Origin of the sequence: Mycolicibacter senuensis (assembly GCF_003284925.1) — a bacterium.
In the GTDB taxonomy this organism is placed as follows: Bacteria; Actinomycetota; Actinomycetes; order Mycobacteriales; family Mycobacteriaceae; genus Mycobacterium; species Mycobacterium algericum_A.
This window is the reverse complement of sequence record NZ_QMEX01000008.1, coordinates 49558-67545: the sequence shown is the minus strand read 5'-3', so window position 1 is coordinate 67545 and position 17988 is coordinate 49558. Positions and strand designations below refer to the sequence as shown.

Sequence of the window (17988 nt, the reverse complement as noted above, 5' to 3'; positions counted from 1 at the left end):
GTACCGATTATTGCACCGTTCTTAGAGACGGTTCGACGCCACACCGTATCGGAACCCGACCGACTTACCGACAAACACCGACGTCAGGGTACGGTTCTCGGTCGACTTCCGGCAAAAATGTGGTTTTGGTCACGTTTGACGACAGTCGAACTTTAAGAAAAGTTCGCTACCGGTGAGTAACCCGTCGCGACGGGCGCGCCCACGCTCGGATCAGGCGGTCTTGTCGCGACGCTCGGCACGCGAGGTCTTGCGCGGCACGATCGTCGGCAACACGTTGTCCTGCACCGTTTCCTTGGTGACCACGACCTTGGCGACGTCGTTGCGGCTGGGGATGTCATACATCACCGGCAGCAGCACTTCTTCCATGATTGCCCGCAGGCCACGTGCCCCGGTGCCACGGTGGATGGCCTGATCGGCGATCGCCTCCAGCGCGTCCTGGCTGAACTCCAGCTCCACCCCGTCCATCTCGAACAGTCGGGTGTACTGCTTGACCAGAGCGTTCTTCGGCTCCGAAAGGATCTTGACCAACGACTCCATGTCCAGGTTCGTCACCGAGGCCACCACCGGCAGCCGGCCGATGAACTCGGGGATCAGACCGAACTTGATCAGGTCTTCGGGCATCACCTCGGCGAAGTGGTCGACGGTGTCGACCTCCGCCTTGGACCGGACCTCGGCGCCGAAACCCAAGCCGCGCTTGCCAACCCGGTCGGCGACGATCTTCTCCAACCCGGCGAACGCGCCGGCCACGATGAACAGCACGTTGGTGGTGTCGATCTGGATGAACTCCTGGTGCGGGTGCTTGCGGCCGCCCTGCGGCGGAACCGACGCCTGGGTGCCTTCCAGAATCTTCAGCAGCGCCTGCTGCACGCCCTCACCGGAGACGTCGCGGGTTATCGACGGGTTCTCGCTCTTGCGGGCGATCTTGTCGACCTCGTCGATGTAGACGATGCCGGTCTCGGCGCGCTTGACGTCATAGTCGGCGGCCTGAATCAGCTTGAGCAGAATGTTCTCCACGTCTTCGCCGACGTAGCCCGCCTCGGTGAGCGCTGTCGCATCCGCTATCGCAAACGGGACATTGAGCATCTTGGCCAGCGTCTGGGCCAGGTAGGTCTTGCCGCAGCCGGTGGGGCCCAGCATCAAGATGTTGGACTTGGTCAGCTCAACGGGCTCACCGGAGCGGGAATCCCGGCTCTTCTCGCCGGCCTGGATGCGCTTGTAGTGGTTGTAGACAGCCACCGCCAAGGTGCGCTTGGCCGTGTCCTGGCCGATGACGTAGCCCTCCAGGAAGTCCCGGATCTCAGCGGGCTTGGGCAGCTCGTCGAGCTTGACGTCGTCGGCGTCGGCCAGCTCCTCTTCGATGATCTCGTTGCACAGGTCGATGCACTCATCGCAGATGTAGACGCCGGGACCCGCAATGAGCTTCTTGACCTGCTTCTGGCTCTTCCCGCAGAACGAACATTTCAGCAAGTCACCGCCGTCTCCGATGCGCGCCATGGTGCGTGAGGACCTACTTCCTGTTCGCCGTCAGTCGTCGAGGTACCGGTGTCTGGCCCCGACGCTACCCGCTTGTTCCGATGCGAGGCGACCGATAAGGCCGAATCGCGTCGTTGGTATTCGTTGCTGTCCGTGTGCTCCAAGAAGATATCGCCCCAACTGCCCCACCCGGCGCGTGACGCGCTGGCGCGGCGTGAGCGAATCGTCGCCGTTACCCCGCTGTGAGGCGGGCGGCAACTCGGAGCCCTACAGTGGCGAACGTGGGGTTCGCCGTGCCCGACGATACCGTGATCGTCGCCGATGGCGGGTTGGCCACCGAACTGGAAGCCCGCGGCTTTGATCTTTCCGGGGACTTCTGCGACCCGCTGTGGTCGGCCCGCCTGCTGCTCGATGCCCCCGACGACATCGCCGCGGTGCACGCCGCCTTCTTCGCCGCCGGGGCGATGATCGCGACCACCGCCAGCTATCAGGCGAGTTTCGACGGTTTCGCCGCCCGGGGGATCGATCGCCGGGCCGCCGAACGGCTGCTGCGCCGCAGCGTGGACCTGGCCCGCCTGGCCGGCGGCGGCGCACCTGGGCACTGGGTGGCGGCGTCGGTCGGCCCGTACGGCGCCGCGCGCGCCGATGGCTCGGAATACGTTGGCCGTTATGGGCTTTCGGTCTCGGAGTTGACGGCCTGGCACCGCCCCCGGCTGGAGATCCTGGCCGACGCCGGGGCCGATGTGCTCGCGCTCGAAACCGTCCCGGACGTCGACGAGGCCGAGGCACTGCTGCACCTGGTGAGCGAGGCCGACGTTCCGGCCTGGCTCAGCTACACCATCGAGGGCAACGCGACCCGCGCCGGCCAACCGCTGACCGACGCATTCGCCGTCGCCGCCGGGGTGCCACAGATCGTCGCGGTGGGCGTGAATTGCTGCGCCCCGGACGATGTCCTGCCGGCGATCGAGATCGCCCGCGAGATCACCGGAAAGCCGGTGATCGTCTACCCCAACAGTGGCGAAGGCTGGAGCGCGGGTCGCTGGTCCGGTCCAGCGCGCTTCTCCCCCGCCCTGGTGCCGGCGTGGGTAGCCGCCGGGGCGCGCATCGTCGGCGGCTGCTGCCGGGTCGGCCCGGTCGATATCGCAGCAGTCGCCACCCTATTGCGCGAGCAGTCGCGAAAGCCCCCTCCAAAGCGGGATTGAGGGGGCTTTCGCGACTGCTCGGCGAGAAAAACTCAGGCCGTCTGCGCCGAGAGCTTGCGGTACTCCAGCACGGTGTCGATGATCCCGTACTCTTTGGCGTCTTCGGCGGTCAGGATCTTGTCCCGGTCGGTGTCCTTGCGGATCACCTCGGGGTCCTTACCGGTGTGGCGGGCCAGGGTGGACTCCATCAGGGTCCGCATCCGCTCGATCTCGGCGGCCTGGATCTCCAGGTCGGAGAACTGCCCCTGGATCACCCCGGACAGCGACGGCTGGTGGATCAGCACCCGGGCGTTCGGCAACGCCATCCGCTTACCCGGCGTACCGGCCGCCAGCAACACCGCGGCCGCCGAGGCGGCCTGCCCCAGGCAGACGGTCTGGATGTCGGCCCGCACGTACTGCATGGTGTCGTAGATCGCCATCAGCGACGTGAACGAGCCGCCCGGCGAGTTGATGTACATGGTGATGTCACGGTCCGGGTCCAGCGACTCCAGCACCAGCAACTGCGCCATGATGTCGTTGGCCGACGCGTCGTCGACCTGCACGCCGAGGAAGATGATGCGCTCCTCGAACAGCTTGTTGTAGGGGTTGGACTCCTTGACGCCCCAACTGGAGTGCTCGACGAACGACGGCAGGATGTAGCGGGCCTGCGGTGCGATGGCTCGCAAGGTCTCGGGGTTCATGAGGCATCTCCGTTGACGTGGGCGCGGGTGATGATGTGGTCGACGAAGCCGTATTCCAGGGCTTCCTGGGCGGTGAACCAGCGATCACGGTCGGAGTCCGCCTCGATGCGCTCGATCGGCTGACCGGTGAACTCGGCGTTGAGCCGGAACATCTCTTTCTTGATGACCGCGAACTGTTCGGCCTGAATGGCGATGTCGGCGGCGCTGCCGGTCACCCCGCCCAGCGGCTGGTGCATCAGGATCCGGGCGTGCGGCAGAGCGTAACGCTTGCCCTTGGTGCCGGCCGCGAGCAGGAACTCGCCCATCGAGGCGGCCATCCCCATCGCGTAGGTGGCGACATCGCACGGCGCGAGCACCATGGTGTCGTAGATCGCCATCCCGGCGCTGATCGAACCGCCCGGGGAGTTGATGTAGAGCGAGATGTCCTTGGTGGGGTCTTCGGCGGCCAACAACAGGATCTGCGCGCACAGCCGGTTGGCGATGTCGTCGTCCACCTGCGACCCCAGGAAGATGATGCGTTCTCGCAGCAACCGCTCGTACACGGAGTCGACGAGGTTCAGACCGGGCTGGCTCACAGTTGGATACCTGCTTTCTCGAGATTCATATGCCGAGACATGCTTACGACCCTAACGAACCGGCGCGGCTGTAGGCGGCCCGAACCGGCTTCGTTCGCTTACAGCGTCACTCGTCGGATGCCGCCCCGGCTTCGACCGCGTCGTCCGCGGCCCCGGCCGGCTCATCGGCGACGGCCGCCTCGGCTTCATCGGCCTGAGCGTCATCGGCGGGGGCCTCGGCGCCGCGACCGAAGAACTCGGCGGTGTCGATCTCGTTACCGTCGGTGTCGCTGACGGAGGCGGCGCGCACGGCCGCTGCCAGCGCCATACCCCGGCGCACATCGGCGAAGACCGCGGGCAGTTGGTTGTTCTGCTGCAGGAACTGCATCAACTGCTGCGGTGCGACGCCGTACTGCCGCGACATCAGCACCAGGTGCTGGGTGAGGTCGTTCTGGCCCACCTGGATCTCCAGCTCGTCGCCGAGCGCGTCGAGCAGCAGTTGCGTCTTGACGGACTTCTCGGCCTCGCTGCGGGTGTTGGAGTCGAACTCGGCGCGCGAGGAGCCCTGCTCGGCCAGCGACTCGGCGAACTTGTTCTCGTCGTGGTCCACAGCGTGCAGCGCGTTGTGCAGCGCATTGTCGATGTGGGCCTGCACCACGGCCTCGGGCAGCGGCATCTCGACCTGCTCGACCAGGGCCTCCAGCGTCGCCTCTCGTACCTTCTCGGCCTGCTGGATGCGCTTGGTCCGGCTGACCTGCTCGGTGAGGTTCTCCCGCAGCTCGCCCATGGTGTCGAATTCGCTGGCCAGCTGCGCGAACTCATCGTCGGCTTCCGGCAACTCACGTTCCTTGACCGACTGCACCGTCACGGTGACCTCGGCGTCCTTGCCGGCATGTGGGCCGGCCGCCAGCTTGGTGGTGAAGGTCTTGCTCTCACCGGCCGACATGCCCACGATCGCGTCGTCAAGGCCATCGATGAGCTGGCCCGAGCCGACCTCGTGCGACAACCCCTCGGTGGCGGCGCCTTCAACCACCTCGCCGTCGACCGTCGCGTCCAGGTCGATCGAGACGAAGTCGCCCTCGGCGGCGGGCCGGTCGACACCGGTCAGCGTGCCGAATCGGGCGCGCAGCGCGTCCAGCTCGGCGTCCACCTCGTCGTCGCCGACCTCGATCGGGTCCACGCTGATCTTGAGCTGCTCCAGGTCGGGCAGCGTGATCTCCGGTCGCACGTCGACCTCGGCGGTGAAGGTGATCTGGTCGCCGTCGTCGAGCTTGGTCACCTCGATGTCGGGCTGACCCAGCGGCTTGAGCTCCGAACTGGTGACCGCCTCGCTGTAGCGACTGGGCAGCGCCTCATTGACCACCTGCTGCAAAACCGCGGCGCGGCCGAAACGGGCCTCGATGAGCTTGGCCGGCGCCTTGCCCGGCCGGAAGCCCGGCATGCGCACCTGCTGGGCCAGCTGCTTGTAGGTCCGGTCGAAGTCCGGCTGCAACTCGGTGAACGGCACCTCCACGTTGATGCGAACCCGGGTGGGGGTCAGCTGCTCGACGGTGCTCTTCACGGGCGTACTCCTCGATATCGTTGACGGTCTGTCGTGCCGGTGCGGCGCGCGCTGCTGGTCGGGGTGACAGGATTTGAACCTGCGGCCTTCCGCTCCCAAAGCGGATGCGCTACCAAGCTGCGCTACACCCCGCACTGACCAGGCGATCCTACGGCCCGGCGACAACGGCAACACAGCCGCCCGCACCTGACGGGCCGCAGCGGGGAGTGCCAATTGGATTTGAGGTCGGCAACGCCGGTACAGTCTGGCCTGGATAATGCGGGCGTAGCTCAATGGTAGAGCCCTAGTCTTCCAAACTAGCTACGCGGGTTCGATTCCCGTCGCCCGCTCGAAACGGGGATTTTCCCTGGCAGGAAGGCACGCCTATGGGCGGCACCCAGCACGTCCGGATTCACGGGTCGTGCTCGCCGCGCTTCGAACGGGTGCGGTACGAGTTCGAGCGCAATTTCACGCTGCGCGACGAGCTCGGCGCTGCCGTCGCGGCATATGTCGACGGGGAACTCGTCGTGAACCTGTGGGCCGGCTCGGCCGATGTCGACGGTCAGCGCCCCTGGCAGGAAGACACGCTGAGCACCGTGCTGTCCGGCACCAAGGGGCTGACCAGCACCTGCGTGCACCGGCTCGCCGAGGGCGGCGAACTGGACCTCCGGCGACCGGTGGCCCACTACTGGCCGGAGTTCGGCCGGGCCGGCAAGGGCGACATCTCACTGGCGATGGTGTTGGCGCACCGCTCCGGGGCGATCGGGCCGCGCGAACCGATGCACTGGCGCGACGTCACCGACTGGGACCTGGTCTGCCGGCGGTTGGCGGCCGCCGAACCGTGGTGGCGGCCCGGCACCGCGCAGGGCTACCACATGACCACCTACGGCTTCATCATCGGCGAGGTCGTCCGCCGCGTGACCGGTATGACGGTGGGCCAGTATCTGCACAGTGAAGTCGCCGGCCCGCTCGGCGCCGAAGTCCACATCGGCGTGCCGGCCGACCAGCAGCCTTACCGCTGCGCCGACCCGGTGGGCAAGCCGACGATCCGGGAGATGCTGGCCTCGGCCGGCGCGCCCAAGCGCCCCACCTCGCTGGACCACCATTCCAAGGCGGGGCTTGCGGTGGCAATGGGGTTCGCCCCCGACGACGAGATCGCCACCAACGACCTGACGCTGTGGCGGCAACTGGAGTTCCCCGGCACCAACGCTCAGGTCTCCGCGCTGGGAATGGCCACGTTCTACAACGCACTGGTGCAGGAGAAGCTGCTCAGCCGTCCCACCATGGACCGGCTGCGGGTGCTGCAGGGCGGCACCGAAACCGATCTGGTGCTCGGTCCCCGAGTCGCCGAACACGGGTGGGGCATGGGCTACATGCTCAACGCCCAGGGCGTCAACGGTCCCAACCGGCGGATCTTCGGGCACGGCGGACTGGGTGGCTCGTTCGCGTTCGTCGATCTGGAGCACCGCATCGGCTACGGCTACGTGATGAACCGGTTCGACCACACCCAGGCCAATGCCGACCCGCGCAGCGTGGTGCTGTCCAACGAGATCTACCGCGCACTCGGGGTGCCGATTCGCCCCCGCCGCGAAACGGTCTACGACGACTGACGCGCTGCCCTCGGTGGCGGCGCGCACCTGCCTAGCTTTGGCAAGACGGGCACCAGAACACGTTGCGGGCCTCCAATTCCGCAGTGCGCACGGTGTTCCCGCACAACCGGCACGGATCCCCGGCGCGGCGATACACGTAGGTACGTGGCTTGCCGGGCGCGTAGGCCGGTGCACCGTGATCATCTTCGGGCCGGACCACCACGATGTTGCCGCGCCGCAGCCCCACCTTCATCAGCGCCACCAGATCGGTCCAGATGGCGTCGAATTCCGCTTCGTCGATGGCGGTGCCGGGCCGGAACGGGTCGATCCGATGCCGGAACAGCACCTCGCTGCGGTAGACGTTGCCGACGCCGGCGAGCACCGATTGGTCCATCAACAGCGCGCCGATAGTTCTGCGGGACTTGCTGATTCGCTTGAAGGCCAGCGCCGGGTCGGCATCGGCGCGCAGCGGATCCGGCCCGAGCCGCGCGATCACATCAGCGGCGAATGCCTCGTCGACCACCTCACAGGCGGTCGGGCCGCGCAGGTCGGTGCCGTACTCGGCACCGATCATGCGCATCCGGACCTGGCCGACCGGTGCCGGCACGCCGTCGGCGAGGTGGAATTCGGTGAAGTGGCCGTAGATGCCCAAGTGGACGCGCACGATCGGTCCGCCCGCGTAATGGTGGAACAGCTGCTTTCCCCAGGCTTCCGCACGGGTGAGCGCCCGTCCGTCGACCGTGGCGGCACCGGCTTCGAACCTGCCCTGCGGACTGGACACCGCTACCGGAGCGCCGGCGAAACGCCGTTGATGCAACCGGGCCAGCCGGTGCAGGATGTGCCCCTCGGGCATGCCGGACGGTCCCCTGGTCAGGCCGGGGCGCCCGGCACCGGCGGCGCCTCGTGAGTGCGTTCGTAGGCCGCCAGGATGTCGATGCGCCGCTGATGGCGTTCGGCTTTCGACCACGGTGTGCTCAGGAACGCGTCCACGATGGCGAGCGCCTCGGCGGTGGAGTGCATGCGGCCGCCGATGCCGATCAACTGCGCATTGTTGTGCTCGCGGGCCAACTTTGCCGTCTCGGTGCTCCACGCCAGCGCGCACCGCGCCCCGGGCACCTTGTTGGCGGCGATCTGCTCCCCGTTGCCGGATCCGCCGATCACGATGCCCAGGCTGCCGGGGTCGGCCACCGTGCGCGACGCCGCGGCGATGCAGAACGCCGGGTAGTCGTCCTCGGCGTCGTAGGCGAAGGCCCCGCAGTCGACCGGTTCGTGCCCGGCCTGCTTCAGGTGCTCGAGGATCTGCTCTTTGAGCTCGTAGCCGGCGTGGTCGCAGCCGAGGTAGACGCGCATGGCGGTCATTGTGTCAGAGTCTCCTCAGCGCGCCGGCGCGGGTTTCAGGTTATCCCGTGCCCACTGAGCGGCGGTCGTGGTGGCGATGTTGTGCCGTCCGTTGAACGTGTCGCCGATGTCCCACGCCACCCCTTTTCCCTGCGCGAAAACAGCGCGGTACTTCTTCATCGAGTCGTCGGTATCGCGCTCGGATTCCTCGATCAAGCCGGACACCGGCCGAAGCACCCGGTCGACTTTGCACCCAAGCACCTCCTCGGCAAGGTCAGCGAGATCGGCGTACGTGATGGTGTCGCCGGCCAGGTAAATCACCTCATTGGCGAGCCTCGGGACGGTAAACAAAATGCGCGCCGTCAGCGCCCCAATATCCTCCGGCGTCGTCACCGTGACGGCGGTATCCCAGCTGCCCAGCGCGTACACCGTTCGGCCGGGCGCATCGACCACACCGAATGATGGGTGGAACAGGAAACTGGTGAACATACCGGTGGAGATGATCAGCCACTCGGTATCGCTCTGGCTTCGCAACAGGTCCCGAACGTCGAGCTGTTCATCGAAGAGATGCTGCGGACTGCCCCGGCCGATAACGTCGTAGTCCACACCGAATTGCCATGGGACGAAACGCCTCACACCCGCGGCCAGCGCGGCGCGAGCCAGTTTCAGCTGCGTGCCGACACCCGCCGCAAATCCGACACAGCTGATGACCGTGTCGAAACCGCCGAATACCTCCGCCAGCTGAGCCGACGTCCACGTGACCACGTCGCCCGACTCGATCCCGGCACCCAACTGTCGTATCCGGGCAACCGCGTGTTGTCTGGGCGGATCGCTCGATTCGACGGTCGCCGGCCGCAGCAGCACCGACACCGCGGTATCGGACCGACCCGCGCTGCCCGTTAACGCCCGCAACACCGCCATCCCGAGCTCTCCGGCACCCAACACCAGGATGCGCTCGCTAACCATCAGTCGAACTCGGGCGCCTCACTGCGGGTGCGCTTGAGCTCCCAGAAATGCGGGTAGGACGCGAACGTCACCGACGCATCCCACAGTTGCCCGGCCTGCTCGCCGCGCGGGATCCGGGAGAGCACCGGACCGAAGAAGGCCACCCCGTTGACGTGGATGGTCGGGGTGCCGACGTCCTTGCCGACGGGGTCCATCCCGGCGTGGTGGCTCTTGCGCAGCGCCTCGTCGTAGGTGTCGGTGGTGGCGGCGTCGGCCAGCTCGGCCGGCAGGCCCACCTCGGCCAGCGCACCGGCGATGACGTCGGGGAGGTCCTTGTTGTTCTGGTTATGGATCCGGGTGCCCATCGCGGTGTACAGCGGGCGCAGGATCTCGTGGCCGTGCTGCTGTTCGGCGGCGATCGCCACCCGCACCGGGCCCAGAGCGTTCTTCAGCCCCTCGCGGTACTCCTCGGAGATATCGTCGCGATCCTCGTTGAGCACGGCCAGGCTCATCACGCGGAAGGTCACCTCGATATCGCGGACCTTCTCCACCTCGAGGATCCATCGCGAGGTGATCCAGCACCACGGGCACAGCGGGTCGAACCAGAACTCGGCTGTCGACTTGTCGGACATCAGCAAGGTCCTCTCGGGAGCGGGGGAACATCTGTGCAACACAACTATGCCCGTCCGCGCGGTGTTCCCGAGCGGGTCAACGGCTACTGTTGGCGGGCGTGGCACTTCCTAACCTCACCCGCGACCAGGCCGCCGAGCGGGCCGCCTCGATCACCGTCGACAACTACCGGATCGCCCTCGACCTGACCGACGGCGGCGGCAACCCGGGCGAGCGCACGTTCCGCTCCACCACGACCGTCACCTTCGAGGCGCTGCCCGGCACCAACACCGTGATCGACATCGCCGCCGAGACGATCCGCGCTGCCACCCTCAACGGCCGCGCACTCGACGTGTCGGCCTACGACGAGTCGATCGGTATCGAGCTGACCGGCCTGGCCGAGCGCAACGTGGTCGAAGTCGACGCCGACTGCTACTACTCCAACACCGGTGAGGGCCTGCACCGCTTTGTCGACCCGGTCGACGACGAGGTGTATCTGTACTCGCAGTTCGAAACCGCGGACGCCAAGCGGATGTTCGCCTGTTTCGACCAGCCCGACCTCAAAGCGACCTTCGACATCACCGTCACCGCGCCGCGGCACTGGCAGGTGGTTTCCAACGGCGCCACCACCGCTGTGGAAGACGGCGTGCACACCTTTACCACCACCCCCAAGTTGAGCACGTATCTGGTGGCGCTGATCGCCGGGCCCTATGCCCGGTGGGACGACGTCTACCGCGATGAGCACGGCGAGATCCCGCTGGGCCTGTTCTGCCGGGCATCGCTGGCCGAGCACATGGACGCCGAGCGGCTGTTCACCGAGACCAAGCAGGGATTCGGTTTCTACCACCGCAATTTCGGTGTGCCGTATGCGTTCGGCAAGTACGACCAACTGTTCGTGCCCGAGTTCAACGCCGGGGCAATGGAGAACGCCGGCGCGGTGACGTTCCTGGAGGACTACGTCTTTCGCAGCAAGGTGACCCGGGCGTCCTATGAGCGGCGCGCCGAGACCGTGCTGCACGAGATGGCACACATGTGGTTCGGCGACCTGGTCACCATGCGCTGGTGGGATGACCTGTGGCTCAACGAGTCGTTCGCGACATTCGCCTCGGTGTTGTGCCAGAGCGAGGCGACCGAGTACACCAGTGCCTGGACGACGTTCGCCAACGCCGAGAAGTCGTGGGCCTACCGCCAGGACCAACTGCCCTCGACGCATCCGATCGCCGCCGACATCCCCGATCTGGCCGCCGTCGAGGTCAATTTCGACGGGATCACCTACGCCAAGGGCGCATCGGTGCTCAAACAGTTGGTGGCCTACGTCGGCCTGGACCACTTCCTGGCCGGGCTGCGCGACTACTTCGCTGCGCACGCCTTCGGCAACGCGACGTTCGACGACCTGCTGGCCGCCCTGGAGAAGGCCTCGGGCCGCGACCTGTCCGACTGGGGCCGCCAGTGGCTCAAGACCACCGGCCTGAACACCCTGCGCGCGAACTTCGATCTCGACGACGCCGGGAAGTTCACCCGGTTCGCCGTCACCCAGGACGGTGCCGCCCCGGGCGACGGCGAGACCCGGGTGCACCGGCTGGCCATCGGCATCTACGACGACGACGGCGCCGGGCGCCTGGTGCGCACCCACCGCGAAGAACTCGACGTCGAGGGGCCGGCAACGGCAGTGCCGGCGCTGGAGGGGGTTTCGCGAGGAAAGCTGATCCTGGTCAACGACGACGACCTGACCTACTGCGCACTGCGACTGGACCCGGAGTCGCTGGCGACCGCGCTGGAGCGCATCGCCGATATCGCCGAGCCGTTGCCGCGCACGCTGGTCTGGTCGGCGGCCTGGGAGATGACCCGCGAGGCCGAGCTGCGCGCCCGGGATTTCCTGGCACTGGTGCAAGGCGGTATTCAGGCCGAAACCGAGGTCGGGGTCGCCTCGCGGCTGCTGCTGCAGGCGCAGACCGCGCTGGGGTTCTACGCCGAACCCGGCTGGGCCGCCGAGCACGGTTGGCCGGCGTTCGCCGACCGGCTGCTGGAGTTGGCCCGCGCAGCCGAGCCCGGCTCCGATCACCAACTGGCCTACGTCAACGCACTGTGCACGTCGGTGCTGTCCGAACGGCACACCGCGGTGCTGGCGGCGCTGCTAGACGCCGACCCCGCAGATCAGGGGTTGGCCGGGTTGGCGGTCGACACCGATCTGCGCTGGCGGATCGTGGTGGCCCTGGCCCGCAGCGGCGTGCTCGATTCCGAGGCGATCGACGCCGAGATTCGGCGTGATCCCACCGCGGCGGGCAAGCGCCAGGGCGCGCAGGCCTCGGCGGCGCGGCCGCACCCGGAGGTCAAACAGGCGGCCTGGCAGCAGGTGATCGAGGACGACACGCTGGCCAACATCACCGGCCGGGCGATCATCGCCGGGATCGTGCAGCCCGGGCAGCGCGAGCTGTTGGCGCCGTTGACCGAGAAGTACTTCGCCGCGATCCGTGGTGTCTGGGAGCGGCGCTCCAGCGAGGTGGCGCAGACGGTAGTGGTGGGGCTGTATCCGGGCTGGGACGTCAGTCAGGCCGGATTGGACGCCGCCGAGGCGTTCCTGGCCGATCCCGCGGTGCCGCCGGCCCTTCGGCGGCTGGTGCTGGAGGGCCGGGCCGGGGTGGAGCGGTCGTTGCGGGCGCGCACCTTCGACGCCGCTTGAACAGACACCGCCGGAGCGGACAGCTCCCGACCCGCTCAGGCCCGGTGCCGGCTCACTGGTAACCGCCGTCGGACAATCCCGCGTCGCTTTCAAAGCTGTTGGTGCCGCCGAAGATCCGCACTCTTGCCTCCTCGGCGAGATAGCGCGCGGGAAACTGTATCGACCCCAGCGCGGCCCACTGCTGGGCGTGAATCTCCTCGTGATGCAACACCCGGTCCAGCTCGGGACCACCGGGCGAGATCCGTCCGGCTTCGACGATCTCTCGCAGCCTGCGCATCGGGTCGGGCCCGTGATCGATGTTGACCATGAACAGGTCACCCCACATGGTCCCGGCACGGCGGGTGAGCTGGGCGTGAAGCCGATTACCGCCCAGCCCCATCAGCAACCCGTTGGGCGTGGTGACCAGGCAACCGCCGGTGTTGCAGATGACCCGGACCGCGTCGTAGCTCCAGCGGTTAGCTCGCTGCCGCTGAATAATCCGCTCGAATTCGGCCACATCGTACGGCGTCTCGGGAAAATCGTTGCGGGTGCTGGTCCGGCCGTAGCCGGTACCCGCGTTGAGCAGGTATGTCAGCCGCACCGCGTGACGGGTCTCCTTCCCGCCGGCACCGCGGGGAACCACGAAGAAGCTCTGACCGTGCGGGTCGGTGATCTGCTCCATCGCGTCCAGAGCCCGGAAGCTGTCACGGGAGAGGCGCTGCCGGCGGACGATATCGGCCACCGCCTGCGGGGCAACCCCGCGCCGGTCGAGGTTCGCCAGCCAGCTGTGGTGCGCCGGCGACGCCGATACGACGGCAGCGCGAGTGGGTCCACCGGGGCTCCCGCGCCAGCGCGAGGCACCCCCAGCCACGTCCGCGACCGAAAGACGGCGGCTAGGCCGGGGTGATGCCGGCGCTGAGCACCTGCACCGCGCTGACCAGGCCGTCGATCAGCTTGCCGTCGCTGAATTCCGCGGCCGCCGCGGCCACACCCTGCGATGGCGCCACCGGGGCGATGCGGTCGGCCACACCGGCGCCGTAGACCACCTCGATGGCCCGCTGGTCCGGCGAGACCGCGATGAGCACCGCGTCGTTGGGGGTGGGCACCTTCGCCAGGATCTCGCGGGCCCGCGCGGCGGTGTCTGAGCCCAGGTCCCCGATGTAGACGGCGAAACGGGCGTTGGTCTGCCGTGACCCGTAGGTCAGCGCATCATCGAGCGCCACCAGCTCCTTGACCGGGAACGGGTAGTGCAGCGACGCCTCGCCCGGCTCCGTGACCCCGGAAATCCGGCCGCTGTAGGTGATCGCCGACCCGTACGGCAGGTCCGCCGGGTCGATCGTCGCGACCTCACCAGTTGCCACTGGCTCCACCCCCCACACTGAACTCGGACTTGCCGTGACCATGGCCGCGACCGACGGCCTCGTCGGTCGCCGCCCACAGGATCGGTGGATGTGTCCAACGGTCGGCCATCTGGTAAACGGCCGCGCGCGGCCCCTTCTGCGACCAGATCCGGGCTGATAGCAGCGCGACCAGCACAACCGGAATGCCGACGAAGTAGCCGAGGAATGACAACACGCTCACGCCGTAGACGGTATCCCACCGGGAATCGACCGGTGGCGGGAACCCGGGCTGAGGCCATATCTTCGCACTGGCAACCAGCGTGCGGCTGGTCTGCACCGTCGTTGCAGAAGGGCGATGATCAATGGTTCTTGCGGCAGCTGTCCAGTTGCAGGCCGTGCTGGGCGATGTGTCGGCCAATCTGGCCGCCTGTGAGCGCCTTGCCGATGAGGCGGGCCGGGCCGGTGCCGAAGTGATCGCGCTGCCGGAGTTCTTCACCACCGGGATCGGCTTCGACGAGTCGCTGGCCACCGCCGCGCTGCCGCCCGATGGTGCGGCGACCGAGCTTCTCACCGCCCTGGCCCGCCGACATCGCGCCCTGGTGGGTGGGTCATTCCTGTGCCGCGATCCCGACGGCCACGTCCGCAATGCCTACCTGCTCGCCGATCCCGACGGGCTGGTGGGCCGGCACGACAAGGATCTGCCCACGATGTGGGAGAACGCCTTCTACACCACCGGCGACGACGACGGGGTGCTCGCCGCGGCCGAACACACGGTGGGAGCCGCGGTGTGCTGGGAGCTGATGCGCACCCAGACCGTGCGCCGGCTGCGCGGCCGGGTGGACCTGATGATGACAGGCTCGGGCTGGTGGTCGATTCCGCGGTGGCGACCGCACGCGCTATTCGACCGCCTGGAACGAAATAACGCCGGCACCGCCCGGCGGGCGGCGGTGTCGTTCGCCCAGTACGTCGGCGCCCCGGTGGTGCACGCCGCCCATGCGGGCACCCTGACCTGCGCCATGCCGTGGCTGCCCTTGACGTATCAGGGCCACTTCGAAGGCGCCACCTTGATCACCGACGCCGACGGCACCGTCGTCGCCGAACGGCGTGCCGACGAGGGCGAGGGCATCGTCCTGGGTGAGATCACGCTGGGGCGGCAACCGGCCCGACTCGACCCGCCCGCCGGCTTCTGGCTGCATCGGCGAGGGGCGCTGCCTTCCGCGGTGTGGCACTACCAGCGCTGGCATGGCCGTCGCTGGTACCGGCGCCACGTCGTTCAACCGGCCTAGTTCAGGCGGCACCTTCGCCGAGGTAGCGCATCCACACCGGATCGAGGTCGTGGATCACCGCCAGCAGCCGCCAGTGCTGGCCCTTCGGCGAGGTGGGCACCAACCGCAGCGTCCAGCCGAGTTCGGCCAGCAACCGGTCAGCCTTGCGGTGATTGCAGGCCGAGCAGGCGGCCACGCAGTTCTCCCAGGAGTGGTCGCCGCCCCGGCTGCGCGGCACCACGTGGTCGACGGTGTCGGCCCTGCCGCCGCAGTAGGCGCAGCTGTGCCGGTCGCGGTGCATCAGCGCGGCGCGGGTCAACGGGATCCGGGCGCGGTAGGGCACCCGGACATAGGACCGCAGCCGGATCACCGACGGCACCACCACCGACCGGGTCGCCGAGTGGATGACCGGGCCGGCCGGGTCGTCGTGCACCACATCGGCCTTGCCGCAGATCAGCATGACGATGGCACGCCGCAGTGGAAGCGCCGTCAACGGCTCGAAGGTGGAGTTCAGCAGCAGCACCCGCCGCCGGGTCCAGATCGAGGCGGCGTCGTCGCCAGTCCCCGAAGCAGAGACCGAGTGCAGGCTGGGGGTGGCGGCAAGCCCGGTCAGGCTCGCCACCGGGGCACCGGGTCTGCGGTGGCCCCGACGCTTCATATCGGCCTTCGGGAGTCGTTTTCGTGCTGCACCATAAATCCTCCGCGGAACAGTTCACCATGATTCGACGCTGGTCGCACGCCTAATTGCTGTGTGTTCTAGCTGTGTGTCTGGCAGGAACCGGCGATAGCCCACAATGGTGGCGATGCAGCCGATAGAAGAACCTTCGTTTTATGACGCCGTCGGCGGGGCGGAAACCTTCCACGCCATCGTGTCGCGGTTTTATCAACTGGTCGCCCAGGACGCGATCCTGCGCCCGATGTACCCCGCCGACGACATGGACGGCGCCGAGGAGCGGTTACGGATGTTCCTCGAGCAGTACTGGGGCGGCCCGCGCACCTATTCCGAACGCCGCGGCCACCCGCGGCTGCGGATGCGCCACGTCCCGTTCCGGATCGGCCCGCTGCAACGCGACGCCTGGCTGCGCTGCATGGTCACCGCGATCAACGAGATCGACGGCGACACCCTCGATGACGCACGCCGCGCCGAGCTGTTGGACTACCTGCACTCGGCGGCCGATTTCCTGGTCAACGCGCCGATCTGATGGACGACAGCAGCAGCCCCGACGACCACCCCTGGTGGGCCGACAGCGTGTTCTACCAGGCCTATCCCCGCTCGTTCGCCGACAGCAACGGTGACGGGGTCGGCGATCTGCCCGGGGTGATCGCCCACCTGGACTACCTGCAGGGTCTGGGGATCGACGCGATCTGGCTGAACCCGGTGACGGTGTCGCCGATGGCGGATCACGGCTACGACGTGGCGGATCCCCGTGACATCGATCCGCTCTTCGGCGACCTGGCGGCGCTGGACCGGCTGGTGACGGCCGCGCACGAACGCGGGATCAGGCTGACCATGGACCTGGTGCCCAACCACACCAGTTCGGCGCATCCATGGTTCGTCGCGGCCCTGGCGTCCGGGCCGGGCAGCCCCGAACGGGAGCGCTACGTCTTCCGCGACGGGCGCGGGCCCGGCGGCGAGCTGCCACCCAACAACTGGGTGTCGGTGTTCGGCGGTCCGGCCTGGACCCGGGTGACCGATGCGTACGGCCCCGGCCAGTGGTATCTGCACCTGTTCGACCCGACGCAACCCGATCTGAACTGGGACAACCCGGAAGTCATGGCGGATTTCGAGCGGACGCTGCGGTTCTGGATGGACCGCGGCGTCGACGGCTTCCGGATCGACGTCTCACACGGTATGGCCAAACCGCCGGGACTGCCCGACATGCCGGTCACCGACGTGAAACTGCTGGCGCACCGCGACGACGATCCGCGGTTCAACCAGCCGGGCGTTCATCGGATCCACCGTGCGATTCGCGCGGTCTTTGACGACTACCCGGGCGCGGTGTCCGTCGGCGAAGTCTGGGTGCACGACAACGACCTGTTCGCCGAATACCTGCGCCCGGACGAACTGCACCTTGCGTTCAACTTTCGGCTGCTCCAAGCCGACTTCGATGCGGCCGGGATCCGTGACGCGATCGAGAACTCGCTGGCCGCGGTCGCATCGGTGGACGGCACCGCTACCTGGGCGCTGGAGAACCATGACGTGCAGCGGTCGGTCACCCGATACGGCGGCGGCGCAACCGGATTGGCGCGGGCGCGGGCGATGGCACTGGTGCTGCTCGCGCTGCCGGGGGCGGTGTTCATCTACAACGGTCAGGAGTTGGGCCTGCCGGAAGTCGAGTTGCCCGATGCGGCGCTGCAGGATCCGGTGTGGGAGCGCTCCGGGCACACCAAGCGCGGCCGCGACGGCTGCCGGGTGCCGCTGCCGTGGTCGGGTACCGAGCCGGCGTTCGGGTTCTCCGACAATCCCGACACTTGGCTGCCGATGCCGCCGGACTGGGCGCCGCTGACCGTCGAGAACCAGCTCGCCGACGGCCACTCGACGCTGCAGCTCTACCGCCGAGCAATCGAATTGCGCAGCAGCCGAGCCGAATTCAGCGGACGGCAGGTGAACTGGCTGGATTCACCGCCGGGAACCCTGGCGTTCCGGCGCGGTGGCCTGGTGTGCGTCCTGAACGCCGGTGAGCGTCCGGTGGTGCTGCCCGAGGGCCGGCTGATTCTGGCCAGCGCAGCACTCGGCGACGGCATGTTGCCGCCCGACGCCGCGGCGTGGCTGGCCTGAGGGCCGGAGGGGTCA

18 protein-coding genes and 2 tRNA genes are annotated in these 17988 nt (G+C 67.8%); 7 read left to right on the top strand and 13 right to left on the bottom strand.

The window, feature by feature from the left end; genetic code table 11:
• Positions 1-210: 210 nt before the first annotated feature.
• Positions 211-1494: an ATP-dependent Clp protease ATP-binding subunit ClpX gene (gene clpX / locus DQP56_RS04930; RefSeq protein ID WP_112683864.1), complete on the bottom strand. Its 1284-nt coding sequence runs from the start codon at positions 1492-1494 to the stop codon at positions 211-213.
• A 251-nt stretch (positions 1495-1745) separates the two neighbouring features.
• Here clpX and mmuM point away from each other — a divergent pair, with 251 nt between their 5' ends.
• Complete coding sequence (gene mmuM, locus DQP56_RS04925; protein ID WP_112683863.1) at positions 1746-2675, top strand: homocysteine S-methyltransferase; 930 nt, start codon at positions 1746-1748, stop codon at positions 2673-2675.
• Positions 2676-2707: 32 nt separating this feature from the next.
• On the opposite strand, the gene clpP2 is transcribed toward mmuM, so the two are convergent.
• From clpP2 to DQP56_RS04905, 4 genes are all read right to left on the bottom strand, one after another.
• The gene (gene clpP2 / locus DQP56_RS04920; RefSeq protein ID WP_013828384.1) at positions 2708-3355 is read right to left on the bottom strand and encodes an ATP-dependent CLP protease proteolytic subunit ClpP2; all 648 of its coding nucleotides are present in this window, start codon (positions 3353-3355) and stop codon (positions 2708-2710) included.
• Positions 3352-3930, bottom strand: coding sequence for an ATP-dependent CLP protease proteolytic subunit ClpP1 (gene clpP1 / locus DQP56_RS04915; RefSeq protein WP_013828383.1), 579 nt, complete (start codon positions 3928-3930; stop codon positions 3352-3354). The genes clpP2 and clpP1 overlap by 4 nt, the downstream gene beginning before the upstream one ends.
• A 106-nt stretch (positions 3931-4036) precedes the next feature.
• Positions 4037-5470, bottom strand: coding sequence for a trigger factor (gene tig / locus DQP56_RS04910; protein ID WP_165824900.1), 1434 nt, complete (start codon positions 5468-5470; stop codon positions 4037-4039).
• 55 nt (positions 5471-5525) lie between these two features.
• A tRNA-Pro gene (locus DQP56_RS04905) sits at positions 5526-5602 on the bottom strand.
• Positions 5603-5728: 126 nt separating this feature from the next.
• On the opposite strand from DQP56_RS04905, the gene DQP56_RS04900 reads away from it, so the two are divergent.
• Together DQP56_RS04900 and DQP56_RS04895 are read left to right on the top strand one after the other, a co-directional pair.
• Positions 5729-5799, top strand: a tRNA-Gly gene (locus DQP56_RS04900).
• Between the two features lie 36 nt (positions 5800-5835).
• Positions 5836-7059 (top strand): serine hydrolase domain-containing protein, encoded by a 1224-nt coding sequence (locus DQP56_RS04895; RefSeq protein WP_112683861.1) that lies wholly within the window; start codon positions 5836-5838, stop codon positions 7057-7059.
• Between the two features lie 31 nt (positions 7060-7090).
• Here DQP56_RS04895 and DQP56_RS04890 read toward each other — a convergent pair whose 3' ends face one another.
• From DQP56_RS04890 to DQP56_RS04875, 4 genes are read right to left on the bottom strand one after another with little or no spacing between them, the layout of a single operon-like run.
• On the bottom strand, positions 7091-7891 hold the full coding sequence (locus tag DQP56_RS04890) for an Fpg/Nei family DNA glycosylase (RefSeq protein ID WP_112683860.1): 801 nt from the start codon (positions 7889-7891) through the stop codon (positions 7091-7093).
• Between the two features lie 17 nt (positions 7892-7908).
• The gene (locus tag DQP56_RS04885) at positions 7909-8388 is read right to left on the bottom strand and encodes a ribose-5-phosphate isomerase (RefSeq protein ID WP_205868800.1); all 480 of its coding nucleotides are present in this window, start codon (positions 8386-8388) and stop codon (positions 7909-7911) included.
• A 24-nt stretch (positions 8389-8412) separates the two neighbouring features.
• The gene (locus tag DQP56_RS04880; protein WP_112683858.1) at positions 8413-9342 is read right to left on the bottom strand and encodes an aromatic alcohol reductase; all 930 of its coding nucleotides are present in this window, start codon (positions 9340-9342) and stop codon (positions 8413-8415) included.
• Positions 9342-9953: a mycothiol-dependent nitroreductase Rv2466c family protein gene (locus tag DQP56_RS04875; RefSeq protein WP_112683857.1), complete on the bottom strand. Its 612-nt coding sequence runs from the start codon at positions 9951-9953 to the stop codon at positions 9342-9344. Before DQP56_RS04875 ends, DQP56_RS04880 begins: the two co-directional genes overlap by 1 nt.
• Before the next feature lie 98 nt (positions 9954-10051).
• Between DQP56_RS04875 and pepN the strand changes: the two genes are divergently transcribed.
• Positions 10052-12610 (top strand): aminopeptidase N, encoded by a 2559-nt coding sequence (gene pepN, locus DQP56_RS04870; protein WP_112683856.1) that lies wholly within the window; start codon positions 10052-10054, stop codon positions 12608-12610.
• A 52-nt stretch (positions 12611-12662) separates the two neighbouring features.
• Here the strand turns inward: pepN and DQP56_RS04865 are convergent, their stop codons facing one another.
• The 3 genes from DQP56_RS04865 to ctaJ are packed head-to-tail and all read right to left on the bottom strand — an operon-like array spanning position 12663 to position 14170.
• Positions 12663-13460, bottom strand: a complete 798-nt coding sequence (locus DQP56_RS04865) for a hypothetical protein (RefSeq protein ID WP_234825509.1) — start codon at positions 13458-13460, stop codon at positions 12663-12665.
• Between the two features lie 22 nt (positions 13461-13482).
• Positions 13483-13950 carry a DUF5130 domain-containing protein gene (locus DQP56_RS04860; protein ID WP_112683855.1) on the bottom strand — a complete coding sequence of 156 codons (468 nt, stop codon included), beginning with the start codon at positions 13948-13950 and terminating at the stop codon, positions 13483-13485.
• Positions 13937-14170, bottom strand: coding sequence for an aa3-type cytochrome oxidase subunit CtaJ (ctaJ, locus tag DQP56_RS04855; RefSeq protein WP_112683879.1), 234 nt, complete (start codon positions 14168-14170; stop codon positions 13937-13939). Before ctaJ ends, DQP56_RS04860 begins: the two co-directional genes overlap by 14 nt.
• Positions 14171-14291: 121 nt before the next feature.
• Here ctaJ and DQP56_RS04850 point away from each other — a divergent pair, with 121 nt between their 5' ends.
• The gene (locus DQP56_RS04850; RefSeq protein WP_112683854.1) at positions 14292-15215 is read left to right on the top strand and encodes a carbon-nitrogen hydrolase family protein; all 924 of its coding nucleotides are present in this window, start codon (positions 14292-14294) and stop codon (positions 15213-15215) included.
• Position 15216: 1 nt separating this feature from the next.
• Here the strand turns inward: DQP56_RS04850 and DQP56_RS04845 are convergent, their stop codons facing one another.
• Entirely contained in the window at positions 15217-15852 is a 636-nt protein-coding gene (locus tag DQP56_RS04845) for an HNH endonuclease (protein ID WP_112683853.1), read from the bottom strand.
• Positions 15853-15988: 136 nt separating this feature from the next.
• On the opposite strand from DQP56_RS04845, the gene DQP56_RS04840 reads away from it, so the two are divergent.
• Together DQP56_RS04840 and DQP56_RS04835 are read left to right on the top strand one after the other, a co-directional pair.
• A complete protein-coding gene (locus tag DQP56_RS04840; protein WP_112683852.1) occupies positions 15989-16396 on the top strand; it encodes a globin in 408 nt (135 codons plus the stop codon).
• Entirely contained in the window at positions 16396-17973 is a 1578-nt protein-coding gene (locus DQP56_RS04835; protein ID WP_112683851.1) for a glycoside hydrolase family 13 protein, read from the top strand. The genes DQP56_RS04840 and DQP56_RS04835 overlap by 1 nt, the downstream gene beginning before the upstream one ends.
• The last annotated feature ends 15 nt before the right edge of the window (positions 17974-17988 follow it).